This window comes from Acinetobacter sp. YH12254 (assembly GCF_013417415.1).
GTDB lineage: Bacteria > Pseudomonadota > Gammaproteobacteria > Pseudomonadales > Moraxellaceae > Acinetobacter > Acinetobacter pseudolwoffii.
The window spans coordinates 1-21,683 of record NZ_VPEB01000023.1 but is presented as its reverse complement, the minus strand read 5'-3'; the positions used below and the strand labels follow the sequence as shown (position 1 = coordinate 21,683).

Genomic DNA, 21,683 nt, shown 5'->3' with positions numbered 1-21,683 from the left:
TCATTAATTAAAGGTTTAAAGATGAATACCAGTCATATTAAAAAATACGCACCGCAAGCACGTAACGATTTTATCGCAGCGATGCGCAAGCAAGCGGCCAAATATGGCATCACCGCAGACAGCATTTTACCGGCAGAACAGAAAGGCGACTTGCTGCTGATTGGCGATCAGGTTTTTCCGCTATCAGTCATGAAACCACGTGACAAGCTGATCAAACGCATTCAAACCAGCAGTTTTGAGCAGACGATTGATTATATCGCTTACAGTTGGTTTAACCGTCTCTGTGCGATTCGTTACATGGAATGCAAAGGCTTACTGGATCATGGTCGCCGTGTACTGAGTAGTGCAGATGGTAGTGCAGGCTTGCCGCAGATTCTGGAAGAATGTCTGGATATTGACCTGCCGGGTTTAAATGCCAGTCGGATTGCTGAACTCAAACTGGATGGCAATAAAGACGAAGAACTGTACCGTGAGCTATTACTGGCCCAGTGTCATGCATTAAATCAGGTGATGCCATTACTGTTTGAACAGGTGTCCGATGAATCTGAGCTGCTGTTACCGGATAACCTGACCAAAACCGATTCTTTGATTCGTGATCTGGTCAGTAGCATTCCAGAAGAAGACTGGTCGGATGTACAGATTATTGGCTGGCTGTACCAGTTCTATATTTCTGAAAAGAAAGATCAGGTGATTGGTAAAGTCGTCAAGAGTGAGGATATTCCTGCAGCGACGCAATTATTTACCCCGAACTGGATTGTGAAATATCTGGTGCAGAATAGTGTTGGTCGTCTATGGATGATGGCCCATCCAGAAAGTACCCTGGCCAGCGCATGGGAATACTATATTCAGCCGGCTGAGCAAAGCGACGAAGTCAATGCACAGCTGAAACAGTTGATTGATGTGCGGATCAGAGAAGATGGCGATACTTTAAACCCTGAAAGTATTACAGTGCTGGATCCGGCTTGTGGTTCGGGGCATATTCTGGTGGAAGCCTATGATTGCTTAAAAGCGATTTATTTGGAACGGGGTTACCGTAGCCGAGATATTCCACGTTTGATTCTGGAAAACAACCTGTACGGCATTGATATCGATACCCGTGCGGCACAATTGGCGAGTTTTGCGCTATTGATGAAAGCGCGTGAGGATGACCGCCGTTTATTTAGCAATCCACCAAAGCTGAATATCATTGCGTTACAGGACAGTCTTGAGTTGGATGCAGATCAAACCTGGCAAGATCTTAACTTAAATCAAGCATGGCAAAAAGGCAGTCATGTCGATCTGTTTGGCAATGATCAAAAGGATTTAAGTAGCCCGGACAATGATGCGCGTTATACTTTGATTCAAGAACTGGTAGAAAAGTTTAAAGAAGCCAAAAACTTTGGTTCTTTAATCTGTATGGATAGCCAAGAACAAGACTTTGCTGATTTGCAAAATACTTTAGAAGACTTAGTGGCTGAAGGTGATACTTTACAGAAAGCTGCTGCTAAAAAATTATTGCCTTTGGTTATACAAGCAAAACTCTTAGCTAAAAAATATGATGCCGTTATTGCTAACCCACCATATATGGGCGGTAAATTTTTAAATAAAAATTTAAAAGAGTTTTTGAAAAACAACTACAAAGGGTTCGAAAAAGACTTATTTTCAACATTTATAATAAGAAATCTTTCCCTCACTAAGGAAAGTGGTCAGCTAGGTTTTATGTCACCGTTTGTATGGATGTTCATTTCATCTTATGAGAAAGTAAGAGAAAAACTGATTAATGAAACTACAATAACATCATTAATCCAGCCTGAATATCATGCTTTCTTTGACTCAGCATTTGTACCTATCTGTGCATTTTGTATTTCAAGAGAACATTTAGTTAACTACAATAGTTCATTTATTAGACTAGTTGATTTTAATAGACAAGAAGATCAGCCTATAAAAGCACTAGAAGCAATTAAAAATCCAAATTGTGGGTGGTTTTATAATGCTAAACCTGACAGTTTTAAGAAAATTCCAAGTAGTCCTATAGCTTATTGGGTTAGTGATCCAATCAAAGATATTTTTTCTTTACCACCTTTGGCTAAAGAGTTTAAGGCAGTACAAGGTTTTAAAACAGGGAATAATGATTTATTTCTACGCTATTGGTTTGAAGTTACTTCAACACACATATACTCATATAATAAAAATAATTATAAATGGGTTCTATGTAATAAAGGTGGCGAGTTTAAAAAATGGTATGGAAATGTATTACATATAGTGAAGTGGGAAAATAATGGGTATGAAATAAAAAATTATTTTGATGAAAATGGTAAATTAAGATCTCGTCCTCAAGGACAAGAATATTATTTTAGTGAAGGCATTACTTGGACCAAAATTTCATCATCATTAACATCTTTCAGGCTTTCTAAAAAAGATTATTTGTTTGAGTCGAATGGCTCTTTAATTGTTGATAAGAGTGAAGAAAGGCAGTTATCACTTTTAGGTTTTCTAAATTCTAAACTATCATCTGAATTATTAAAGATAATTGCGCCAACTCTAGACTTTGGTGAAGGATCTATAGAAAAAATGCCAATTCTTTTTTCTAGTAAGCAGCTAATTACTAAACTTGTAAATATTGCTGAAACTAATTGGGACTTTTACGAAACCTCGTGGGACTTTAATCAAAATCCAATTATTCGTGCTAATCAACCAAATCTAGAGCAAGCGTTTAATACATGGCAACAGCAAAATGCTGACGCCGTGGCTGAAATGAAACGCTTGGAAGAAGAAAACAATAAGCTGTTTATTGATGCTTATGGTTTACAGGATGAACTCACACCCGTTGTTCCAGATGAACAAATTACTTTAACTCGTGCTGACCGTGAAAAAGACAGCCAGCGTTTAGTGTCTTATGCTCTTGGCTGTATGATGGGACGTTATAGCTTAGATGAATCAGGTCTGATCTATGCCCATGCGGGGAACCAAGACTTTGAAGCCAGTCGTTATCAAAAATTCCCAGCCGATGCTGACGGCATTATTCCATTGATCGAAATGCACTGGTTTGAAGATGATGCAACCCATCGTATTCGAGAGTTCTTAACTGCAGTGTGGGGTAAAGACACACTAGACGCTAATATGCTGTGGTTGGCAGAAAGCTTGGATAAAAAAGCCAGTGAAACCGCTGAAGATACAATTCGCCGTTATCTTGCTAGCAAGTTTTATAAAGACCATATGCAGACCTATAAAAAGCGTCCGATCTACTGGTTATTTAGCAGTGGTAAACAGGGTGCTTTCCAGGCGTTGGTGTACTTGCACCGCTATAACGAAAGTACTTTGGCACGTATGCGTACTGAATACGTCATGCCACTGATTTCAAAAATGACAGCGATGGTTAACTCTTTGCAAAGTGAAATCGAAAACAGTGATTCTGCTGCTGAAATCAAACGTAAAGAAAAAGAACTACAAAACTTGCATAAGCAACAGGCTGAACTGAGTAGCTTTGAAGAAAAACTGCGTCATTACGCCGATCAGCGTATTTCGCTGGATCTAGATGATGGGGTGAAAGTGAACTACGGCAAGTTTGGGGACTTGTTGGCTGAAGTCAAAGCGATTACGGGGGAGAAGTGATGAATAGCTTTTCTTGCGAACGAGATCATGCAGAGGTGTTTGCATGAACTTAAATCAACTTCAGCAAGGCCTGGAACAAGCCTTTTATACTGAACAGCACCGAATTGTCTTTTGGTATGATGCAGAACAGTCATTTACTGAAGAAATCAAAGCCCTAGAGCTAAATGATGTCCAGATTCTGAATATGGCAGAAGAATCCAGCCTTGCGATTAAGCTTAAACTGGAACTTGAGGATCAGCAGGGTAAATACTTGCTGTATTTCCCAAGTGCTGAGCCTGAAACTGAAAAAGACTGGTTACTGGACATCAAGCTGTATTCACGCAGCTTCTATGCCGATCGTTTCTCGATTATTTTCAATGAGCTGGGTTTACAGCAGCAGAGTCTAAGAGAACATCTGGCCAAACGTGAAGAGTTCCTCAAAGCCAAAGCGCGTCTGAGCACCTTAAAACGCTATATCCAGCCTGATGCAGATGCACAGGAGCTGGATATGGCCATGATTGCAGCTGTGGTCAAGGCCGACAGTGCCGAGCTGATGCATATTGTCCTGGCGTTGGCAGATGAAATGGTACAGCAGAACCTGGCTCTGGAAGTCAATCCAGAATCCTTTGCTGAACTGGAAAAATTCCAACTGGTGCCGGCTTTGGTGACCGCATTACAGGCGGAAATTGGTTATCCAGCATCGGTTGAAGAATTGAATGGGGAAGTACCATTCAAGCTCGGTACGTTCTTTATCCGTTTGATGACTACAGGTTTCTGTGAAAGCCTGGGCGATATACCGCTATGGGCTCAGGAACTGGTGATGTCATCCGTCAGCTCCCGTGCAACAGCCAGAGCCTTTTTGTCGCGCTGGAGAGACAGCTCCAAATACTACCCAACCTTCGATACACTCTCCCAGACCGTGGCCAATGCACTGCGGATCCAAGAAAAGGTCGGGGCTTTTGATCTTGAGCAGCTGCTCGATGTCATGACTTTTGAAGTGATTGAACAAAAGATCATTGTTGATTTGGCCAGTCATATCCCTGCAGCAGCCAAAGCTGAACTGGAACATTTCAGAACGATTATTTCTACCCGTCTGGATGGCTATTGGGCTTCCAAACATAAGGACGATGCAACCCGCCGTAAATACCGCACCGTCTATACAGCGTTGCAGGCAGCGATTGAGCTGTTCAGCCTGCGACTGCTGTTTGATGCCGGTTTCTATTTCGACTCTAGCGAAGCCTTGTATAAAGCCTACGAGCAGGAGTTGTATCGCTTTGATATGGCCTATCGCCACTACAGTGCTGCTTCTCAACGCGCTCATGTCGATATCCTGAAAAAACTCGATGAAGAAGTCGAAAATTGCTATTCCTACTGGTTTATTGACCACTTGGCACGAAACTGGGGCGAGCGTGTAGAAGCTGAGCAACGCTTGAATGTCTGGAAAGTGGCAGATATCCCAAATCAGCAAAACTTCTACGATACCCACGTCAGACCCTTACTCAATTCTGCAACGAAACGCCGTATTGTGGTAATTATCAGTGATGCTTTCCGTTATGAAGCTGCGGTAGAGTTGCGTGATCGTATCAATGAAAAGCGTTATTCTGAAGCGACCTTGTCTTCACAGCTGGGTGTTGTCCCAAGTTACACCACACTGGGCATGGCCTCGTTATTGCCGCATCAGACTTTGGAATACAAAGAGGCCGCAGGGGATGATGTTTTAGTAGATGGACAGTCCAGCAAAGGGACTGCAGCACGATCCAAAATTCTGGCTGCCTATAATGGATTGGCAGTAACCGCTGAAATGGTAAAAGGCTGGTCGCGTGATGAAGGCCGTGAAGCGCTGAAAGACTATGAGCTGATTTACGTTTATCACAACGTGATTGATGCACGCGGTGACAGCGCCTCGACAGAATCAGAAACCTTTATGGCGGTAGAACATGCTATTGAAGAGCTGACGGAACTCAGCCGCAAAATCTTAATGCACTTCAATATTTCCACCCTGTTGATTACAGCCGACCATGGCTTCTTGTTCCAGCAAAGTAAACTGGAGTCTGCGGATCGTTCAAGCTTGACTGAAAAACCGACCAATGCATTGAAGAGCAAGAAACGCTATGTGATCGGGCATGGCTTGCCGGAGAGCAAGGAAGCCTGGAAAGGCTCAACCCAAGCCACGGCAGGCACGGTATCAGCAATGGATTTCTGGATTCCAAAGGGTGCCAATCGCTTCCATTTCGTTGGTGGTTCACGCTTCGTGCATGGCGGCATCATGCCTCAGGAAATTGTGGTGCCGGTACTGACGGTAAAACAGCTACGTGGTGAAAAGGCTGGACAGCGGACCAAGCGTAAAGTTGAGGTCATTTCTACTAAATCCACGCTGAAGATGGTCAATAACATCCAGAAGTTTGATTTGATGCAAACCGAAGCTGTCAGTGAGCTGGTTATGCCAGTAACCCTATCGATTGCCATTTATGATGGGGATGTCAAAGTTTCCAGTGAAGAAACCCTGACCTTTGATAGCAGTACGGATTCTGTTGCGGAACGGGTAAAACAGGTCAGACTGTCATTGTCCGGTACTGATTTTGACCGTAAGAAAGATTACTTCCTGGTACTGAAGGACAAAGACCTAAATATCGAAGTGCAGCGCTATAAGGTCACCATTGATTTGGCATTTACCGATGACTTTTTCTAATAACGAATTAACGATAGAGCGTAGCCTACATGGAATCTGCTAACGATAAAGAACTGGATCAGCTGCTGAATGAACACTTTGCTGGGCGGGTGGTACGTAAGGATCTGACTAAACTGATCAAAGAAGGGGCTAACGTTCCTGTCTATGTACTCGAATACCTGCTAGGGATGTATTGTGCCTCGGATGATCCTGAGATCATTGAGCAGGGACTACGTAACGTAAAGACCGTGCTGGCTGAGAATTATGTCCGACCGGATGAAGCCGAGAAGGTGAAATCCCTGGTCCGTGAACGTGGCAGTTATAAAGTCATTGATCGGGTCACGGTGAAGCTTAATGAGCGTAAGGACAAATACGAAGCCTCCTTTAGTAATCTAGGTATCAAAGATGCCGAGATCTCGGCAGGCATCGTCAAAGAGTATGAAAAGCTGCTGGTTGGTGGAATTTGGGTCATCGCCACCCTTAGCTACTACTTTGATGAAGGGCAGACCTGTTCTCCATTTGGCGTGAGCTTACTCAAGCCGATTCAGATGCCCAATATGAATATGGAGGAGCTATTCAATGGACGAGCAGCGTTAACCACTGATCAGTGGCGCGAGAGTTTAATCCGTTCGATCGGTATGGAGCCGGCTTCCTTAAAAGAGGAGGTGCAATGGCACTTGTTGGCACGCATGATTCCTTTTGTCGAAAACAACTATAACGTCTGTGAGCTGGGGCCACGCGGTACCGGTAAAAGCCATATTTACAAAGAGTGTTCACCGAACAGTATTTTAGTCTCGGGTGGGCAAACGACTGTCGCCAATCTGTTCTATAACATGAGTAGCCGCCGTATTGGTCTGGTGGGGTTATGGGATGTAGTGGCTTTTGATGAAGTCGCCGGTATTTCCTTTAAGGACAAAGATGGCGTGCAGATCATGAAAGACTACATGGCATCGGGATCTTTTGCCCGTGGCCGGGAACAGATGGAAGCATCTGCTTCAATGGTTTTTGTGGGTAATATTAACCAAAGCGTCGAATCGTTGGTAAAAACCAGCCATCTCTTGGCACCTTTCCCTGAAGCCATGATCGATTCGGCATTCTTCGATCGTTTTCATGCTTATATCCCGGGTTGGGAAATTCCCAAGATGCGCCCGGAGTTCTTCACCAACCGTTATGGATTGATCGTTGATTATCTGGCTGAATTCTTCCGGGAAATGCGTAAGCGTAGCTTTGCAGACTCGATTGAGAAGTACTTCAAGCTCGGTAACAACCTGAATCAGCGTGATGTGATCGCAGTTCGCAAGACGGTTTCCGGATTGATGAAGCTGCTCTACCCACACGGTCAGTTTAATAAAGAAGATGTACGGCAATGTCTGGAATATGCGCTGCAGGTACGCCGTCGTGTCAAAGAGCAGCTGAAGAAAATTGGTGGCATGGAATTCTATGACGTTCATTTCAGCTACATCGATAATGATACCTTAGAAGAACATTTTGTATCGGTAAAAGAGCAGGGTGGTGGCGGACTGATTCCAGAAGGTCCAGCCAAGCCAGGTTTCTTATATACCATCGGGCTCAGTAATAAAGGCATGCCGGGGTTATACCGCTTAGAACTTCAAGTCACCAAAGGTTCAGGAAAGCTGGCGACGTCAGGCTTATGGAATTCAAGCAGTGCCAAGGAGCAGGTCAAGATCGCATTTGACTACTTCAAGGCCAATGCATCCCGGATCTCGGGGGGCAGTAAGGTGCTGGAACATGATTTCCATTTACATGTGGTGGAATTACAGAATACCGGCCCGCTCAGCCATCTTGCTCTGCCAAGTTTAGTGGCTTTCGCTTCTGGCCTGTTAGGACGATCGGTTCAAAGTCAGATGGTGGTACTGGGTGATATGAGCTTGGGTGGTTCTGTGACACCGGTGGAAAGTATTGCCGAATGTCTGCAAGTTGCTTTTGATGCGGGTGCCAAGAAGGTTGCTTTGCCAATGAGTAGTGCGGCAGATATCCCAACGATTCCTGTGGAACTGTTTACCAAGTTCCAGACCAGCTTCTATGCAGATCCGGTAGATGCGGTGTTTAAAGGGCTAGGGGTGGATTAATTTCATATCTGTCTGGAAGAGTTACAGTAGATTGTTTTAAATTCAGTTTCTCAAGTTTAAATACCATGTTGTAAAAGCATAATACTGCCTCTTTTAAAGAGCTAGTATTTTTAGGGGGGATTACCCTTCATTTTTTCTTGATCAGATATCTTGTACTTTGACAGGATTTTGTTGATCTAAATATTTTTGATACCAAACACGTAGTGTTTCAGGAGTACAGCCAATTTTAGGAGCAATTGCGGAAACTGCTGCCCAATTCGATGGATAATCTTTTTCGGATTCAATCAATAATTGAACCGCTCTTTCTCTGATTTCAGGGGGCAATTTTACTTTGCCATTTGTAAGGTAAAAGGGGTCAATTTTAGAATGCCGTTGACAATGTATCGCCTTTTGAGTTTGAAGCAATGTACAATGATAAGATTAACCCGTTAGGTCAGGTGGCCTAACTTAAATAAAAAGTCTCCGACAAACCCGGTACGGTTCACTATCTATTGTTATTCTTACCTGAAATTGATGTGAGCTTATAGAGACAAGGTAAATTTGCAAAAGTGCCGGCTATTCAGTGTTCATTGAATGTTTAATTTAATTTATTAAGCTTGACCTTGGAGTGGCTCTAAGCCTTATACTTGGTACAAATTTTTCGATTGTTATGATGATGCGTTCTACTACATGGATTACAGTCTTGGTTGGATTGTTCATGTTCCAAAGCTTTTGGAATGTGGCGGCGGCCTTTTGTGTCCATGAACAACAGCCTCAATCACAGCAGAGTTATCATTTTGGTCATCACCAAAATACCTTGTGTGCCAGCGATAGTCGTCAACACGATCATAATGGACAGTCAGAAAACATAAAAACATTCAGTAGCGATTTAGAAATCGGTGAAGATCATCAAGATCATCTACCATCGATGACGCATTTGATTGTACAAAATGAAAAAGTAGATGTGTTTCATCCAAGCTCTGAAGTTAAAGTGAATCCACAATTTCATTGGAAAAACAGCTATCAGGCTCCTGACCTGTTTCAACAAAGCCCACCTCCCGAATTTTCCCCGCTCATGGTGGGGTAGCCTAAAACATTCCCACCACTTTTATTATTTAAATAAGTGGGAAAAATCATGTCTTCACAATCAATTATACTCTTGCGTCATAGCTTGGTTGCTTGTATATGTGCAGCGGCTATGCAATATAGCTATGCTGAAAACGTTACCAGCTTTGAATCCGCTTTAGCAAAAGTACAAAGTTACCAGACTCAAGACAAGCTGTGGCAACAAGTTCAGCAAATATCTGAATTGAATATTCAGCAAAGTCGGTTATGGCAGAATCCAAGTATAAGTTTAGAACAGTCTGGCTTTGGCTCAGGTCAAGAACAGGAATTCAATGTTGGCGTTAGTCAACCTCTAGATCTATTTGGTCAGCGTAAGCTGAACCGGGTGATTGCCAATACCTCGAATCAACAAATCCAATTGCAACAGCAATTATGGAAGGCACAAAGCCAACTGATTGTTAAATTTGCATGGTCGCAATTTGCACTTGCTGAGGTTGAGCAGTCTGCTTATTCAGTACAGTTAAAAACAAGTAAAGCCAATCTGGACAGTGCCCAGAAACGCTATCAGGCAGGCAGTATTGCCCTGGTTGATTTTGAGCGTACCCAAATTGAAGCGCTAGAAATCCAACGACTTTATCAGCAAGCGATGCTGAATAAACAAGCTGCCGGTCGTCAGCTGTCTAATTTGTGGGGGGGAGAAACATCTTCACATCTTCAATTGAATAAAACCGCTATCCCTTGGCCAGAGCAAAGTCTCCAAACTGTGCAACGGTATATTGCTGAAGGGTGGCTAGAAAAATTCTATGCCTTGAACATTCAGCAATCGGATCATCAAATTGAAAATTTAAGAATTCAGGCACGTCCCAATCCGACTTTAAATGTAGGCATGAAACGTAGCAAAACCCCTAATGAAAGCAACGATACGACTTTGGCAATCGGCGTGGCTATTCCACTGAATATTTTCAACCGCCAGCAATATGCGATCCCGATGGTCCAGCAACAGCAAATATTGCTGAACCAACAGCAGCAGCGTGAGCTGAAGCAACAAATACTCAATATTGCCAACAGCATGCATCAGCTCAAAGGTTTACGTAGCCAGTTCGATGCCACAACAGCACAAGTTACTTTGGCGACCAAAGTTCAGAGCCGTACTTTACAAGGGTTTCAGGCAGGGAAACTGTCCATTACCGACGTTCAGCAAGCAACCACCCAACTGCAGAATCTTCGATTGGGTCAATTACAAATTCTACGTCAAGCTTGGCAAACTGCCCTCGCAGCTGAGGCACTCAGTATTGGCACAAGTTATGAAGAAATTAGCCGTTCGGATGCCTATACACAACTGAATAAAAAGGCAGTCGAAGCATCGCAAAATTTAATCAATGGGGGAGCACGATAAAATGAACGCCAAGCAAAACGGAAAAATATCCCAGTCTCTCATGATTGCAATTTTGATTCTGATTACGGTCTTGGTCAGTCTGGTTATTTGGTTAAGTTCAAAAAAAACTGAATCTGAGGGGCATGGTCATGATGAGGGAAATGCCGAACATTCTGATGAAGATAGTTCTGAAGAAGGACATGCTGAAGAAGGCGAAATACAACTGACCAGCCAACAAATGGTTGAACAAGGTTTAAAAGTTGCTGTTGCATCCACAGGATTGGTTGAAAAGCTGACAACCCTGCCAGGTAAATTGGTGGTGAATACCGATCAACAAGCGCATATATCGCCTAATTTTAGTGGTCATGTCGAGCAGGTCAATGTGGCTTTAGGACAGAGCGTGCAAAAAGGACAAACGCTGGCTGTACTAATCGTGCCTGAACTGATCGACCAACAGGCAAATCTGCGTATGGCACAGGTGAATCTGGATTTGGCCCGTAAAGATTACCAGCGCGAACAGCAACTCTGGTCACAGGGGATTTCTGCCAAACAGGATTACCAGCGTGCCGAAAATGCCTACCGTCAAGCGCAGATTACTGTCCAGTCCTCACAAGCACGTTTAAATGCATTAGGTGCAAGTGGCAATAACAATGGGCGTTTTCTGATTAAAGCACCGATCTCTGGGGTGATCAGTCAAAAAGATATTGTGGTCGGTGAAAATGTGCAACTGGCTAATCAGCTCTTTGTCATTGAACAGCTGAAAGATTTATGGCTTGAGTTTAATTTGCCGAATCAATTCTCAGGTCAACTGCAAGCCGGGCAAAAAATTGACTTTAAAGTGAATGATTCAGATCAAATCTATAAAGCTACTGTACAAAGCTTAACCTCTCAGGCAGATGTACAAACAGGGCGTCTGGTGGTGCGCGCAAAACTCGATGCGCAAGCTACTGAGTTGCGTTCTAATGTGTTAGTGAGAGTGTTGATTCCGGAAGCTACAGCAAAATCAGCCCTTCGGATTCAAAAGTCTGCGCTGCAAAGTATTGAAGGTGAAGACAGTATTTTCATCGTAGATTCAGAACAAAAAGGTCAAGTCCACTTAAAAGCACAGAAAGTGCAATTGGGGCAGGCTTCAAGTGATGGACAATGGCTTGAAGTGATTTCTGGGCTGACTGAAGGGCAGAAGTATATCGCTCAAGGCAGTTTCTTGTTGAAATCTGAATTAGAAAAAGACGAGGCAGGCCATGAACATTAATTCTGATCTGCCAAAACCAGAAGGTTTATTCGAACGAATCATTCAGTTTTCCATACAAAATGCGATTTGGGTGTTGCTCTTTGTCTGTACCTGGATTGCGGTCGGGGTGTATAGCTATCAGAAACTCCCGATTGATGCTGTACCCGATATTACCAATACCCAAGTCCAGATTAATACTCAAGCCAAGGGTTTTACTGCGCTTGAAGTCGAACAGCGGATTACCTATCCCATTGAAAATGCCATGGCTGGCATTCCGGATCTGGAGCTTACCCGTTCCATATCCCGTTATGGACTCTCTCAAGTCACCATTGTCTTTAAAGATGGGACTGATATTTATTGGGCCCGTCAGCAGATTAACCAACGGATACAGGAGGCGCAATCTGAGTTGCCTGCACAAATCGCACCGACGATGTCCCCCGTTTCTACGGGTCTCGGTGAGATTTATCAATGGGTACTGAAGGCAGATCCGAATGCGAAAAAGCCGGATGGAACTGCATACACGCCGATGGATTTGCGTGAGATTCAGGACTGGATTGTGCGTCCTCAACTGCAACGTGTTAAGGGAGTTGCAGAGGTCAACAGTATTGGTGGTTTTGAAAAAACCTATGTGGTCTCTCCCGATTTAAACCGGATGCAGCAACTGAATATCTCATTAGAACAACTGCAACAGGCTTTAGCGCAAAATAATGAGAACCGAGGTGCAGGTTATATTGAAGACAATGGTCAGCAACTGACGGTACGTGTACCGGGTACATTCAATGGGCTTTCTGATATTGAGAACACCATGCTGGGTAGCCCAAATGGCAGCCCAATTCGGGTTGGTGATATTGCGCAAGTCTCTATTGGGCATGATTTAAGAACCGGTGGGGCAACCTATAACGGCAAAGAAACCGTTTTAGGGATTGCCATGATGGCGATGGGTGGAAATAGCCGGACTGTTTCTAAAGCTGTGGATGCCAAGCTTCAAGATATTCAGAATAGTTTGCCTAAAGGGGTAGTGATTGAAACGGTGTACGACCGTACTACCTTGGTTGAGAAGGCGATTAAAACCGTTCAGAAAAACTTGGTAGAGGGAGCAATCCTGGTCATCATCATTCTGTTCCTGTTTTTAGGGAATATCCGTGCTGCCTTGATTACTGCCTGTGTCATTCCACTCTCTATGCTGTTTACCTTAACCGGGATGGCACAGAAAAATATCAGTGCCAATCTGATGAGTTTAGGTGCACTCGATTTCGGCATCATTGTCGATGGTGCTGTGGTGATTGTCGAAAACTGTATCCGGCGTTTAGCCCATACACAGCAACTGTTAAAACGACCTCTCACACAAAGTGAACGCTTTAAGGAAGTTTTTCTGGCTGCCCGCCAAGCACGTCGTCCTCTTATTTTTGGTCAGCTTATTATTTTGGTGGTGTATTTGCCGATTTTTGCTTTAAGTGGTGTAGAAGCAAAACTATTTCATCCGATGGCTTTAACCGTTGTTCTCGCACTGGTGGCAGCTATTATTTTATCGATCACCTTTGTGCCCGCTGCAGTTGCTTTATGGGTTAAAGGGGAGATCAAAGAAACGGAAAGCCGTTGGATGATCTGGCTCAAAACCCGATATCAACAGATATTGGATGGAGCCTATCATTACAAAGCGGTGGTTTTAACTTTTGCCATTTGTCTCCTGGTCATTACGGGTCTGCTCAGCACGAAGATTGGCAGTGAGTTTGCACCCCAGCTGAGTGAAGGTGATTTTGCGGTACAGCAATTACGTTCTCCAAGCACAGGCTTGGAAGAGTCTTTACGTATTCAGGAAAATACCGAAAAGCTTTTACTGAAAAACTTTCCCGAAATTAAAGCTATATTTGCCCGTACCGGGACTGCTGAAGTGGCGACAGATGTGATGCCACCGAATATTTCCGATGGTTATATCATGCTGAAACCACGTGAGGAATGGCCAGATTCAAAAGAAAGCCTAGATGCACTTCGAACCCGAATGGAAGCTTATCTTGCGACAATTCCCGGCAATAACAGTGAGTTTTCTCAGCCTATTGAGCTACGTTTTAATGAACTGATTTCAGGTATACGCAGTGATGTGGGGGTGAAGGTTTTTGGTGATGACATGCAGGTTTTGAATACTGAGGCTGCAAAAATCGCGAAAATCATTCAGCAAGTCGCAGGTAGCAGTGCGGTGAAAGTTGAACAAACTTCGGGTCTGCCTTTACTCAATGTAGAGATTGATAAAGCTTTAGCTGCCCAGTATGGCTTGAGTGTGAAATCTATTCAGGATGTGGTGGCTGCAAGTATTGGTGGACAAAGCGTGGGAGAGATTTTAGAAGGCGATCGTCGTTTTGATTTTGTTATCCGTCTTGGAGAGCAAGACCGTAGTGTCGCATCTGTTTCCCAGTTACCTATTCAGCTTCCAAATGGTGGCAGTATTTTATTGTCGGATGTCGCGCAAGTCTCGACCATTGAAGGAATCAACCAAGTCAGTCGAGAAAATGGTAAACGCCGAGTTGTGGTTACAACGAATGTTGAAGGGCGTGATTTAGGGTCTTTTGTTTCTGATGTACAGACACAGCTCAAAGCATACACTTTGCCAAGTGGTTATTGGATAGAATATGGCGGTCAGTTTGAAAATTTGGCTTCAGCCAAAGCACGGATGCAAATCGTGATTCCACTGGCTTTAATCACTATCTTTATTTTACTGATGGCGGTCTTTCACAATGTCAAAGAAAGTCTATTGGTCTTTACCGGGGTACCCTTTGCCTTGACCGGTGGTGTGCTGTTCCTTTGGCTAAGGGATATTCCATTATCGATGTCAGCTGGAATTGGCTTTATTGCCTTATCTGGTGTTGCAGTCCTCAATGGACTGGTAATGCTGACCTTTATTAAGGAATTAAGGGACAAATATCCAGTGCATAAAGCCGTGTGGCAAGGGGCTATTTTGCGCTTAAGACCAGTGTTGATGACAGCTTGTGTGGCTTCACTGGGTTTTGTACCAATGGCGCTGGCAACCGGAACAGGGGCTGAGGTTCAACGGCCACTGGCAACCGTAGTGATTGGCGGGATTATCTCTTCAACATTACTAACTTTGGTGCTGTTACCCGTGCTTTATCGTTGGATAAATGAAAAGAAAGTTTCTTAATCCAATAGATTAGTCGATTTACAGCAGAGATATTGGCTGTTATCCAATATCTCTGCTCATCATAAATAGAATAAGGAAAATATTTTATGTCAGAACATCATGATCATAGCCATGCGGTTGTTACTGAAGAAAATAGTAAGAAGTTAATGGTTGCCTTAGGTTTAACGACTACTTTTTTAATAGTAGAAGTTGTCGCTGCTTTTATTACCCAAAGTTTGGCTTTGTTATCTGATGCAGCTCATATGTTTACTGATGTAGCCGCTTTAGCTATTGCTCTTGCCGCTATCAAAATTGGTAAAAAAGCCGCAGATGATAAAAGAACTTTTGGCTATCAGCGATTTGAAATTTTAGCGGCTCTGTTTAATGCGGTGATGCTTTTTGTGGTAGCAATATATATTGTATATGAAGCTTATCAACGTTTTACGAATCCTGCTGAAATTCAAAGTGTTGGAATGATGATTGTCGCGGTCATTGGTTTGGTCATAAATTTGATTTCAATGAAAATCCTTTCTGCTAGTGCTGAAGGAAGTCTAAATATAAAAGGTGCATATTTAGAAGTTCTTAGTGATGCTCTAGGATCGATAGGCGTGATTATCGGAGGAATAGTTATTTATTTTACCCAGTGGATGTGGGTTGATACCGTAATCGCTGTGTTAATTGGCTTCTGGGTCTTACCTCGAACTTGGATTTTATTAAAACAAAGTATTCATATTCTGCTTGAAGGAGTTCCTGATGAGATTGATATTGAGTCGTTAAGAAATGATTTATTGAAGCTAGAGGGCGTTGAAGGGATTCATCAGTTGAAAGTCTGGGCTATATCCTCAAGAAATATTCATTTAACTGCTCATTTGGTTGCTCCGAATAGCAATACAGATCAACTCTATCAAAAGGCCTTAGAAGTTCTAAAACATAATCATAATATTACTGAAATTACGTTACAAATAGAAAATACGAAATGTAATACATTGAACCAACATAAACACTAATTTGGACTTTAGTCTTCATATAGATGTTTTGTGTAACTTTAAAGTATACTCTAAAGTTACAATCTGAAAGTTCATGAAATTATGTATCATTTAAATGATTTTTAATCATAAGTAACATGTAACTTTAGTGTTAAAGATTTATAATTTACGAAATTGTTCATTTTTATCCAATTGGGGCGTGAAAAAGTGAAAGGCCAAAAAGTAGGGTATGTCCGGGTAAGTTCTGTCGAGCAAAACACTGGACGTCAACTTGAAGGAATTGAGGTCGATCGGATTTTTGTTGACCGTGCTTCAGGTAAAAATACTGACCGACCTAAATTTCAGGAAATGTTGAACTATGTCCGGGAAGGGGACAGGGTGATTGTACATTCAATGGATCGTTTTGCGCGAAGCCTAAAAGATTTGGTCACTGAAGTAGATAAACTGGTCAAACGAGGAATCGCCATCCAGTTTGTAAAAGAAAATATTACTTTTACAGCCGAATCCACCCCGATGGATAATTTGATGCTTCAAATGATGGGTGCTTTTGCACAGTTCGAACGTGAGATCATTTTAGAGCGGCAAAAGGAAGGAATAAAACTCGCCTCTGCTCAGGGGAAGTACAAAGGTCGGGTGCATAAACTAAAGCCTGACCAAGCTGAAGCTTTACGACAAGCATGGAAGGAGGGGAAGTATCCATCGAAAATGGTATTAGGGAAAGCTTTTGGGATTAGTCGTCAGGCGGTATACCGATATTTACAAGTTAGTGAATAGCTTATTGGGATTAGCAACTAAATTTAGTTTAACTTATAAAAATCATGAAACACTGTTCGAATTTTAAGCGTGGAACATGAATAATCAATAAAAAGCCGCTCTGGTGTCCTATATTCCAGAACGGCTTGCTTTAATATAATGATATTTAAAGAGAAATATCAAGCATTACGTATAAGGTGTATTATGTTAATTTTAGAAAATCTGTTTTAGTTTGTACCTTTTCAAAATTATGTAAAAAGCAAATAAAATACTTATCCAGAACAAATAATCAAAAATAAAATATAAGAAGATAAATTGATCTATTCCTATAATAATATTTAAAGGATCTAGCGCTATACTCCCACCTGGAGATACTTCACCATCTACTAAAAACTGTAAGGGAAATCCTCCTCCAATGACTTTAACTTTTTCAAGCTTGTCTACAACTATACGATCCACCAATGTATATTTCTGATAAAACAAAGATAAATAAGTAAAAATAAAAGATAAGCAATTGAAGTATAAAAATTTTTTCATAATTTTCTCCCATATATCTACTAATTTTAACAATTTTTAATCAGAGCCTTTTGGAATAATTTGCTTTAATTTCTCTATTATTATTTTCTCAAAAATTCCTTTAATATGAAAAGATTAGAATTTATTTTATTAATTTTTCTTGCAGCCTGTAGTCCAGTTACAGAAAAAATTGAATCAAATATAGTTGTTCCACGTATTCACTATACAGGGGGAGCAGATAATGCAAGTTATAGTGAGGCTAAGCTCATTAGGGAAGGTAAATGCTTATATCTAGAACATGCTGATGGCTCTAAAGTTCTGCCAATTTTTGCTACGAAAACTATAGATTGGAATATAGAAACTAAGAGCTTAAAAGTAGATTCAGACACTTATTTTTTAGGTGATAAAGTAGCATATGGAGGAGGCGGCTCCTATCCTCTAGAAAAAAATAATTATTCTTGGATAACTGAAGTAGATCATGGCTGTGATACCTCACAAGTTATAGTTATTAATAAACTCATAAGACCAATTGAAGAACTACCAAAATGAAGAATAGCCTATTTTACTGTCTTACATTAGTTCTACTTATAGGATGCCAGCCATTTGAAAAAAATGGATATATTTTTATTAAAAATCAGACTGATTATCCAATTACAGACCTTAAAGTAACTTATATTAGTGCTCAAAAAACTTATAGCTTAGGTACTCTTTATCCTTATTCAGAATATAAATACGCCATCAATTACGAGCAGCACAATGAGGATTCAATAATCTTTTCATATTTAGATAAAAATCATAAAAAGATTAATCAAGAAGTAGCTACGTATGCAGCCAAATATGATAGGAAAAGTTATGAAATAGTTATTCAATAGAATATAAATTACAATTACTAATTGAACGAAAAAACTTCAATTTGAAATTTCAAAAACTTGATTTTTCCACTAAATAACTATCCATTTAACATAATGGCGGTTATACGAAGTACACTTGTATATTAATATAAATATCAATAACTTAAAAAATTCATCCTGATCGTAAAAACCGCAAAAAGCCGATTTTGAAACAAGTCGGCTTTTTTATGAGCGGTTTTGATAGTTCTTGCCAATAAATTTGTTTAAAAAGTAATCAATTTTGAGGTTTTTCAAATTTTATCAATGCCTCAATGTCCAAAATTATCCACATTTTTTGTGGATAAAATTTAGGCTATTTTGTACGCCCTGGCGCACATACATATCGGCTCTTTGCGGCTACCTGGAACAGTGGAATTTTCCTATGATGAACTCATCAGGAACAGGAAGTTCCATAACATAAAACAAAAATTATAAGTTATTGCACATGGACCAGAGGATACAACAGCACAATCAGCAACGATGAAAAACCCCGGCAGGATGCCGGGGTTTTTTATTGCCTATCCTTTCTCATTTGCAAAACAAACATAATGCCCCTAAAATATAGACTATAATCTATATTTTGGTTGTGGTATGTGGACAGTCATTACGACAGATCTATTTAATCAGTGGCTTGAACAGCAAGATGAACCTACACAAGAGAAGGTCCTAGCTGCCCTGGTTGTTCTACAGCAGCAGGGACCGAGTTTAGGCCGTCCTTTAGTAGATACTGTGTATGAGTCTAAATTTACCAATATGAAAGAACTGCGTGTTCAACATCGCGGTAGACCCTTAAGAGCTTTCTTCGCATTTGATCCCTTACGACAGGCTATTGTTCTATGTATTGCTGATAAAGGCGGTAAAAAGCGTTTTTATAAAGACATGCTGGATATTGCAGATGAACAATACCAACTTCATCTCACTACCCTAGGAGATAAATCTAATGGCTAAGACTCTGCAAGAATTGTTAGCTAGCCGCTCTCCAGAGAGCCAAGCCCGTATTCAAAAAATGGCTGATGAATTACTGCTAGAAAATCAGCTTCATCTTATTCGTGAAGAACTCGAAATTTCTCAAAAAGAGCTTGCTGAAACTTTGGGAATAAAACAGCCATCGCTTTCAGCAATAGAAAATCGTGGCAATGATCTTAAGATTTCAACCATGAAAAAGTATGTTGAGGCAATGGGTGGGAAGCTCCGTATTGATGTAGAGCTTCCAACAGGAAAACATATAGGATTCAACGTTTAACAATAAAAATGGGAGCTATAGGCTCCCATTTTTAGATTCGTATAACGTTGAACCCAACGGTAAATAGTCGTGTGATCAACATTCACACCCCGTTCGGCCAGCATTTCCTGCAGTTCACGATAGCTAATGCCATATTTACAATACCAACGCACAGCCCAAAGAATGATTTCGCCCTGAAAATGCCGACCATGGAAAGGATTCATATGCTGCACCTTTAGCTAAAACAGTCTTCAGCTTACCATTCGTGGTTATTTGCAACAGTGCCGATTTTTTGAAAAAAGCATAGGTCTAGATAATCAAGCTAGATTTTTTAAAACTCCACATTGGTCAATTGTACATAAACCATCACAAGTACCTCTTAAATCAGATAGTTGTTCAATAAGCTTTTGTTGCTTGATTATATTTTCTCTGATAGCACTGACATGTAAGTCAATTAATTCATTCACATCTGAACAATTTTTCTCAGGTTTGTCTTTATAGGTAAGTAATTGACGAATTTCATTCAAACTCATATTTAAAGTTCGGCAATTCAAAATAAATTTAATTCGCTCAACATAGCCTACATCGTAAAGGCGGTAATTTCCTTCCGTTCTTTCCGGTTCCGGAATTAAACCTTCCTTTTCATAAAACCTAATTGTTAATACTGAACATGAGGTTTTTTTAGAGAGTTCACCAATTTTTAAATGCATTGAGTTAGTATTTCCAAAGATTCTTGACTCTATAGTAACTATAGGGATTCTAATATTCAAAGTTTATAATTTTTTTAATGGGTATAATTATGAGTGGTTGTGGATGTAGTAAAGAAACACCATGCGAAGATAAGAAATCTCAACAAGAAAATCATCCATCAATTGCAGAAGCAAACAATTCAAAGAATTGTGATAATACGCTTAGCTGTTGTGGTGAAGAGGAAGAAAAAAAATCTTCATCTCCTTGCTGTAACACTTCAAACAGTTGTGAAGATACCGCACAATCCTGTTGTGGTTCTGATCCCAAAGAAAATTTAAGCACTGAAGACGTTTTAAAAGATTCGCACTACATGAGTGAATACTTAGTTCCCAAAATGGATTGTTCTGCGGAAGAACAGATGGTTCGTATGGCGCTATCTTCAATTGATGGTGTTCAAAAACTCCTCTTTGATTTACCTAACCGTTCTTTAAAGGTTCTACATAATCAAAAAGATGAAAATATAACCACCAAACTTGAAGCTTTGGGTTTTGGTGCAAAGCTTGTGAAGACTGAAACTTATATAAGCAATCAACAGGCTAAGCAAACAAGTACCTACACCATTCCTAAAATGGATTGCTCTGCTGAAGAGCAAATGGTCCGTATGGCTCTTGCAGATATTGAAGCAGTTAAAGGTCTTACTTTTGATCTTCCCAATCGAAAACTGAAAGTCTTCCATAATGAAGGGATTCAGCAAATTACGGCTAAACTCGAAGGACTGGGTTTTGGGGCGAAACTTGATGAAATACAGCTTTCTTCAGGCGATATACCTAATGAACCTGATCCTGTGAGACAAGCTAAAGTACTTAAACTGTTATTAGGTATTAATGCTCTACTTTTCTTTATAGAATTCATCAGCGGTATTATTGCTGCGTCTACAGGATTGATTGCTGATTCTCTAGATATGTTTGCCGATGCAGCCGTTTATGGTATTGCGCTATATGCCGTCGGAAAAGCTGCGAAATATCAAATAAAAGCAGCCCATTTCGCAGGTTGGATTCAGTTATTACTTGCTGTTATCGTGATTGTTGATGTCATTAGACGATTCATGTTTGGAAGCGAGCCAGAATCAACGCTCATGATTGTTATTGGCCTGCTCGCACTTATAGCTAACGTGACATGCTTATATCTTATTTCTGGTCATCGAGAAGATGGCGCACATATGAAAGCCAGTTGGATTTTCTCGGCGAATGACGTTGTCGTAAATATGGGCGTTATATTTGCCGGTGTACTCGTGGCGTGGACGGGATCAGCTTATCCAGACTTAATCATTGGCATACTGGTTTCTTTATTCGTACTTAATGGTGCCCGAAAAATTTTGGCTTTGAAGTAAGGGCACTGTTGCAAATAACCACGAATGGTAAGCTGAAGACTGTTTTAGCTAAAGGTGCAGCATATGAATCCTTTCCATGGTCGGCATTTTCAGGGCGAAATCATTCTTTGGGCTGTGCGCTGGTATTG

At 41.2% G+C, this 21,683-nt stretch carries 16 protein-coding genes and 2 pseudogenes; 14 read left to right on the top strand and 4 right to left on the bottom strand.

What is annotated here, in order from left to right:
• Positions 1–21 precede the first annotated feature (21 nt).
• The 3 genes from pglX to brxL are packed head-to-tail and all read left to right on the top strand — an operon-like array spanning position 22 to position 8,328.
• Positions 22–3,591, top strand: coding sequence for a BREX-1 system adenine-specific DNA-methyltransferase PglX (gene pglX / locus FTV29_RS13960; RefSeq protein ID WP_159138902.1), 3,570 nt, complete (start codon positions 22–24; stop codon positions 3,589–3,591).
• Positions 3,592–3,634: 43 nt separating this feature from the next.
• Positions 3,635–6,259, top strand: a complete 2,625-nt coding sequence (pglZ, locus tag FTV29_RS13955; protein ID WP_159138901.1) for a BREX-1 system phosphatase PglZ type A — start codon at positions 3,635–3,637, stop codon at positions 6,257–6,259.
• Between the two features lie 29 nt (positions 6,260–6,288).
• Positions 6,289–8,328, top strand: coding sequence for a protease Lon-related BREX system protein BrxL (gene brxL, locus FTV29_RS13950; protein ID WP_159138900.1), 2,040 nt, complete (start codon positions 6,289–6,291; stop codon positions 8,326–8,328).
• A 125-nt stretch (positions 8,329–8,453) separates the two neighbouring features.
• Here the strand turns inward: brxL and FTV29_RS13945 are convergent.
• Positions 8,454–8,688, bottom strand: a pseudogene (locus FTV29_RS13945) (hypothetical protein); the annotation flags it as partial.
• 289 nt (positions 8,689–8,977) lie between these two features.
• On the opposite strand from FTV29_RS13945, the gene FTV29_RS13940 reads away from it, so the two are divergent.
• The 6 genes from FTV29_RS13940 to FTV29_RS13915 all read left to right on the top strand — a co-directional run bounded on the left by FTV29_RS13940 (position 8,978) and on the right by FTV29_RS13915 (position 16,868).
• The gene (locus tag FTV29_RS13940; protein WP_227591103.1) at positions 8,978–9,394 is read left to right on the top strand and encodes a cation efflux protein, CzcI-like; all 417 of its coding nucleotides are present in this window, start codon (positions 8,978–8,980) and stop codon (positions 9,392–9,394) included.
• A 48-nt stretch (positions 9,395–9,442) separates the two neighbouring features.
• Complete coding sequence (locus FTV29_RS13935) at positions 9,443–10,768, top strand: TolC family protein (RefSeq protein ID WP_035269736.1); 1,326 nt, start codon at positions 9,443–9,445, stop codon at positions 10,766–10,768.
• Position 10,769: 1 nt separating this feature from the next.
• Positions 10,770–11,999 (top strand): efflux RND transporter periplasmic adaptor subunit, encoded by a 1,230-nt coding sequence (locus FTV29_RS13930; protein WP_016658777.1) that lies wholly within the window; start codon positions 10,770–10,772, stop codon positions 11,997–11,999.
• A complete protein-coding gene (locus tag FTV29_RS13925) occupies positions 11,989–15,129 on the top strand; it encodes an efflux RND transporter permease subunit (RefSeq protein WP_096902762.1) in 3,141 nt (1,046 codons plus the stop codon). Before FTV29_RS13930 ends, FTV29_RS13925 begins: the two co-directional genes overlap by 11 nt.
• Before the next feature lie 86 nt (positions 15,130–15,215).
• On the top strand, positions 15,216–16,115 hold the full coding sequence (locus FTV29_RS13920; RefSeq protein ID WP_005028603.1) for a cation diffusion facilitator family transporter: 900 nt from the start codon (positions 15,216–15,218) through the stop codon (positions 16,113–16,115).
• A gap of 186 nt (positions 16,116–16,301) precedes the next feature.
• Positions 16,302–16,868 carry a recombinase family protein gene (locus tag FTV29_RS13915; protein WP_180075630.1) on the top strand — a complete coding sequence of 189 codons (567 nt, stop codon included), beginning with the start codon at positions 16,302–16,304 and terminating at the stop codon, positions 16,866–16,868.
• Positions 16,869–17,060: 192 nt separating this feature from the next.
• Here the strand turns inward: FTV29_RS13915 and FTV29_RS13910 are convergent, their stop codons facing one another.
• Positions 17,061–17,384 carry a hypothetical protein gene (locus FTV29_RS13910; RefSeq protein WP_076755242.1) on the bottom strand — a complete coding sequence of 108 codons (324 nt, stop codon included), beginning with the start codon at positions 17,382–17,384 and terminating at the stop codon, positions 17,061–17,063.
• A gap of 105 nt (positions 17,385–17,489) precedes the next feature.
• Between FTV29_RS13910 and FTV29_RS13905 the strand changes: the two genes are divergently transcribed.
• The 4 genes from FTV29_RS13905 to FTV29_RS13890 all read left to right on the top strand — a co-directional run bounded on the left by FTV29_RS13905 (position 17,490) and on the right by FTV29_RS13890 (position 19,496).
• A complete protein-coding gene (locus tag FTV29_RS13905) occupies positions 17,490–17,912 on the top strand; it encodes a hypothetical protein (protein ID WP_157759225.1) in 423 nt (140 codons plus the stop codon).
• Positions 17,909–18,235, top strand: a complete 327-nt coding sequence (locus FTV29_RS13900; protein WP_005407416.1) for a hypothetical protein — start codon at positions 17,909–17,911, stop codon at positions 18,233–18,235. Before FTV29_RS13905 ends, FTV29_RS13900 begins: the two co-directional genes overlap by 4 nt.
• 609 nt (positions 18,236–18,844) lie before the next feature.
• Positions 18,845–19,201 (top strand): type II toxin-antitoxin system RelE/ParE family toxin, encoded by a 357-nt coding sequence (locus tag FTV29_RS13895; RefSeq protein ID WP_004668307.1) that lies wholly within the window; start codon positions 18,845–18,847, stop codon positions 19,199–19,201.
• Positions 19,194–19,496, top strand: a complete 303-nt coding sequence (locus tag FTV29_RS13890; protein ID WP_001140620.1) for a helix-turn-helix domain-containing protein — start codon at positions 19,194–19,196, stop codon at positions 19,494–19,496. Before FTV29_RS13895 ends, FTV29_RS13890 begins: the two co-directional genes overlap by 8 nt.
• 41 nt (positions 19,497–19,537) lie before the next feature.
• Here the strand turns inward: FTV29_RS13890 and FTV29_RS13885 are convergent.
• A pseudogene (locus FTV29_RS13885) lies at positions 19,538–19,699 on the bottom strand (IS6 family transposase); the annotation flags it as partial.
• A 93-nt stretch (positions 19,700–19,792) separates the two neighbouring features.
• Positions 19,793–20,185, bottom strand: a complete 393-nt coding sequence (cadR, locus tag FTV29_RS13880; protein ID WP_000550240.1) for a Cd(II)/Pb(II)-responsive transcriptional regulator — start codon at positions 20,183–20,185, stop codon at positions 19,793–19,795.
• An 89-nt stretch (positions 20,186–20,274) separates the two neighbouring features.
• Here cadR and FTV29_RS13875 point away from each other — a divergent pair, with 89 nt between their 5' ends.
• Positions 20,275–21,555 (top strand): cation transporter, encoded by a 1,281-nt coding sequence (locus tag FTV29_RS13875; RefSeq protein ID WP_180075629.1) that lies wholly within the window; start codon positions 20,275–20,277, stop codon positions 21,553–21,555.
• Positions 21,556–21,683: the final 128 nt, after the last annotated feature.

What these genes read in the sequence shown, in the direction of transcription:
- pglX (WP_159138902.1), top strand. Translation starts at nt 22, where the DNA reads ATGAATACCAGTCATATTAAAAAATACGCACCGCAAGCACGTAACGAT.
- pglZ (WP_159138901.1), top strand. Translation starts at nt 3,635, where the DNA reads ATGAACTTAAATCAACTTCAGCAAGGCCTGGAACAAGCCTTTTATACT.
- brxL (WP_159138900.1), top strand. Translation starts at nt 6,289, where the DNA reads ATGGAATCTGCTAACGATAAAGAACTGGATCAGCTGCTGAATGAACAC.
- FTV29_RS13940 (WP_227591103.1), top strand. Translation starts at nt 8,978, where the DNA reads ATGATGATGCGTTCTACTACATGGATTACAGTCTTGGTTGGATTGTTC.
- FTV29_RS13935 (WP_035269736.1), top strand. Translation starts at nt 9,443, where the DNA reads ATGTCTTCACAATCAATTATACTCTTGCGTCATAGCTTGGTTGCTTGT.
- FTV29_RS13930 (WP_016658777.1), top strand. Translation starts at nt 10,770, where the DNA reads ATGAACGCCAAGCAAAACGGAAAAATATCCCAGTCTCTCATGATTGCA.
- FTV29_RS13925 (WP_096902762.1), top strand. Translation starts at nt 11,989, where the DNA reads ATGAACATTAATTCTGATCTGCCAAAACCAGAAGGTTTATTCGAACGA.
- FTV29_RS13920 (WP_005028603.1), top strand. Translation starts at nt 15,216, where the DNA reads ATGTCAGAACATCATGATCATAGCCATGCGGTTGTTACTGAAGAAAAT.
- FTV29_RS13910 (WP_076755242.1), bottom strand. Translation starts at nt 17,384, where the DNA reads ATGAAAAAATTTTTATACTTCAATTGCTTATCTTTTATTTTTACTTAT.
- FTV29_RS13905 (WP_157759225.1), top strand. Translation starts at nt 17,490, where the DNA reads ATGAAAAGATTAGAATTTATTTTATTAATTTTTCTTGCAGCCTGTAGT.
- FTV29_RS13900 (WP_005407416.1), top strand. Translation starts at nt 17,909, where the DNA reads ATGAAGAATAGCCTATTTTACTGTCTTACATTAGTTCTACTTATAGGA.
- FTV29_RS13895 (WP_004668307.1), top strand. Translation starts at nt 18,845, where the DNA reads ATGTGGACAGTCATTACGACAGATCTATTTAATCAGTGGCTTGAACAG.
- FTV29_RS13890 (WP_001140620.1), top strand. Translation starts at nt 19,194, where the DNA reads ATGGCTAAGACTCTGCAAGAATTGTTAGCTAGCCGCTCTCCAGAGAGC.
- cadR (WP_000550240.1), bottom strand. Translation starts at nt 20,185, where the DNA reads ATGCATTTAAAAATTGGTGAACTCTCTAAAAAAACCTCATGTTCAGTA.
- FTV29_RS13875 (WP_180075629.1), top strand. Translation starts at nt 20,275, where the DNA reads ATGAGTGGTTGTGGATGTAGTAAAGAAACACCATGCGAAGATAAGAAA.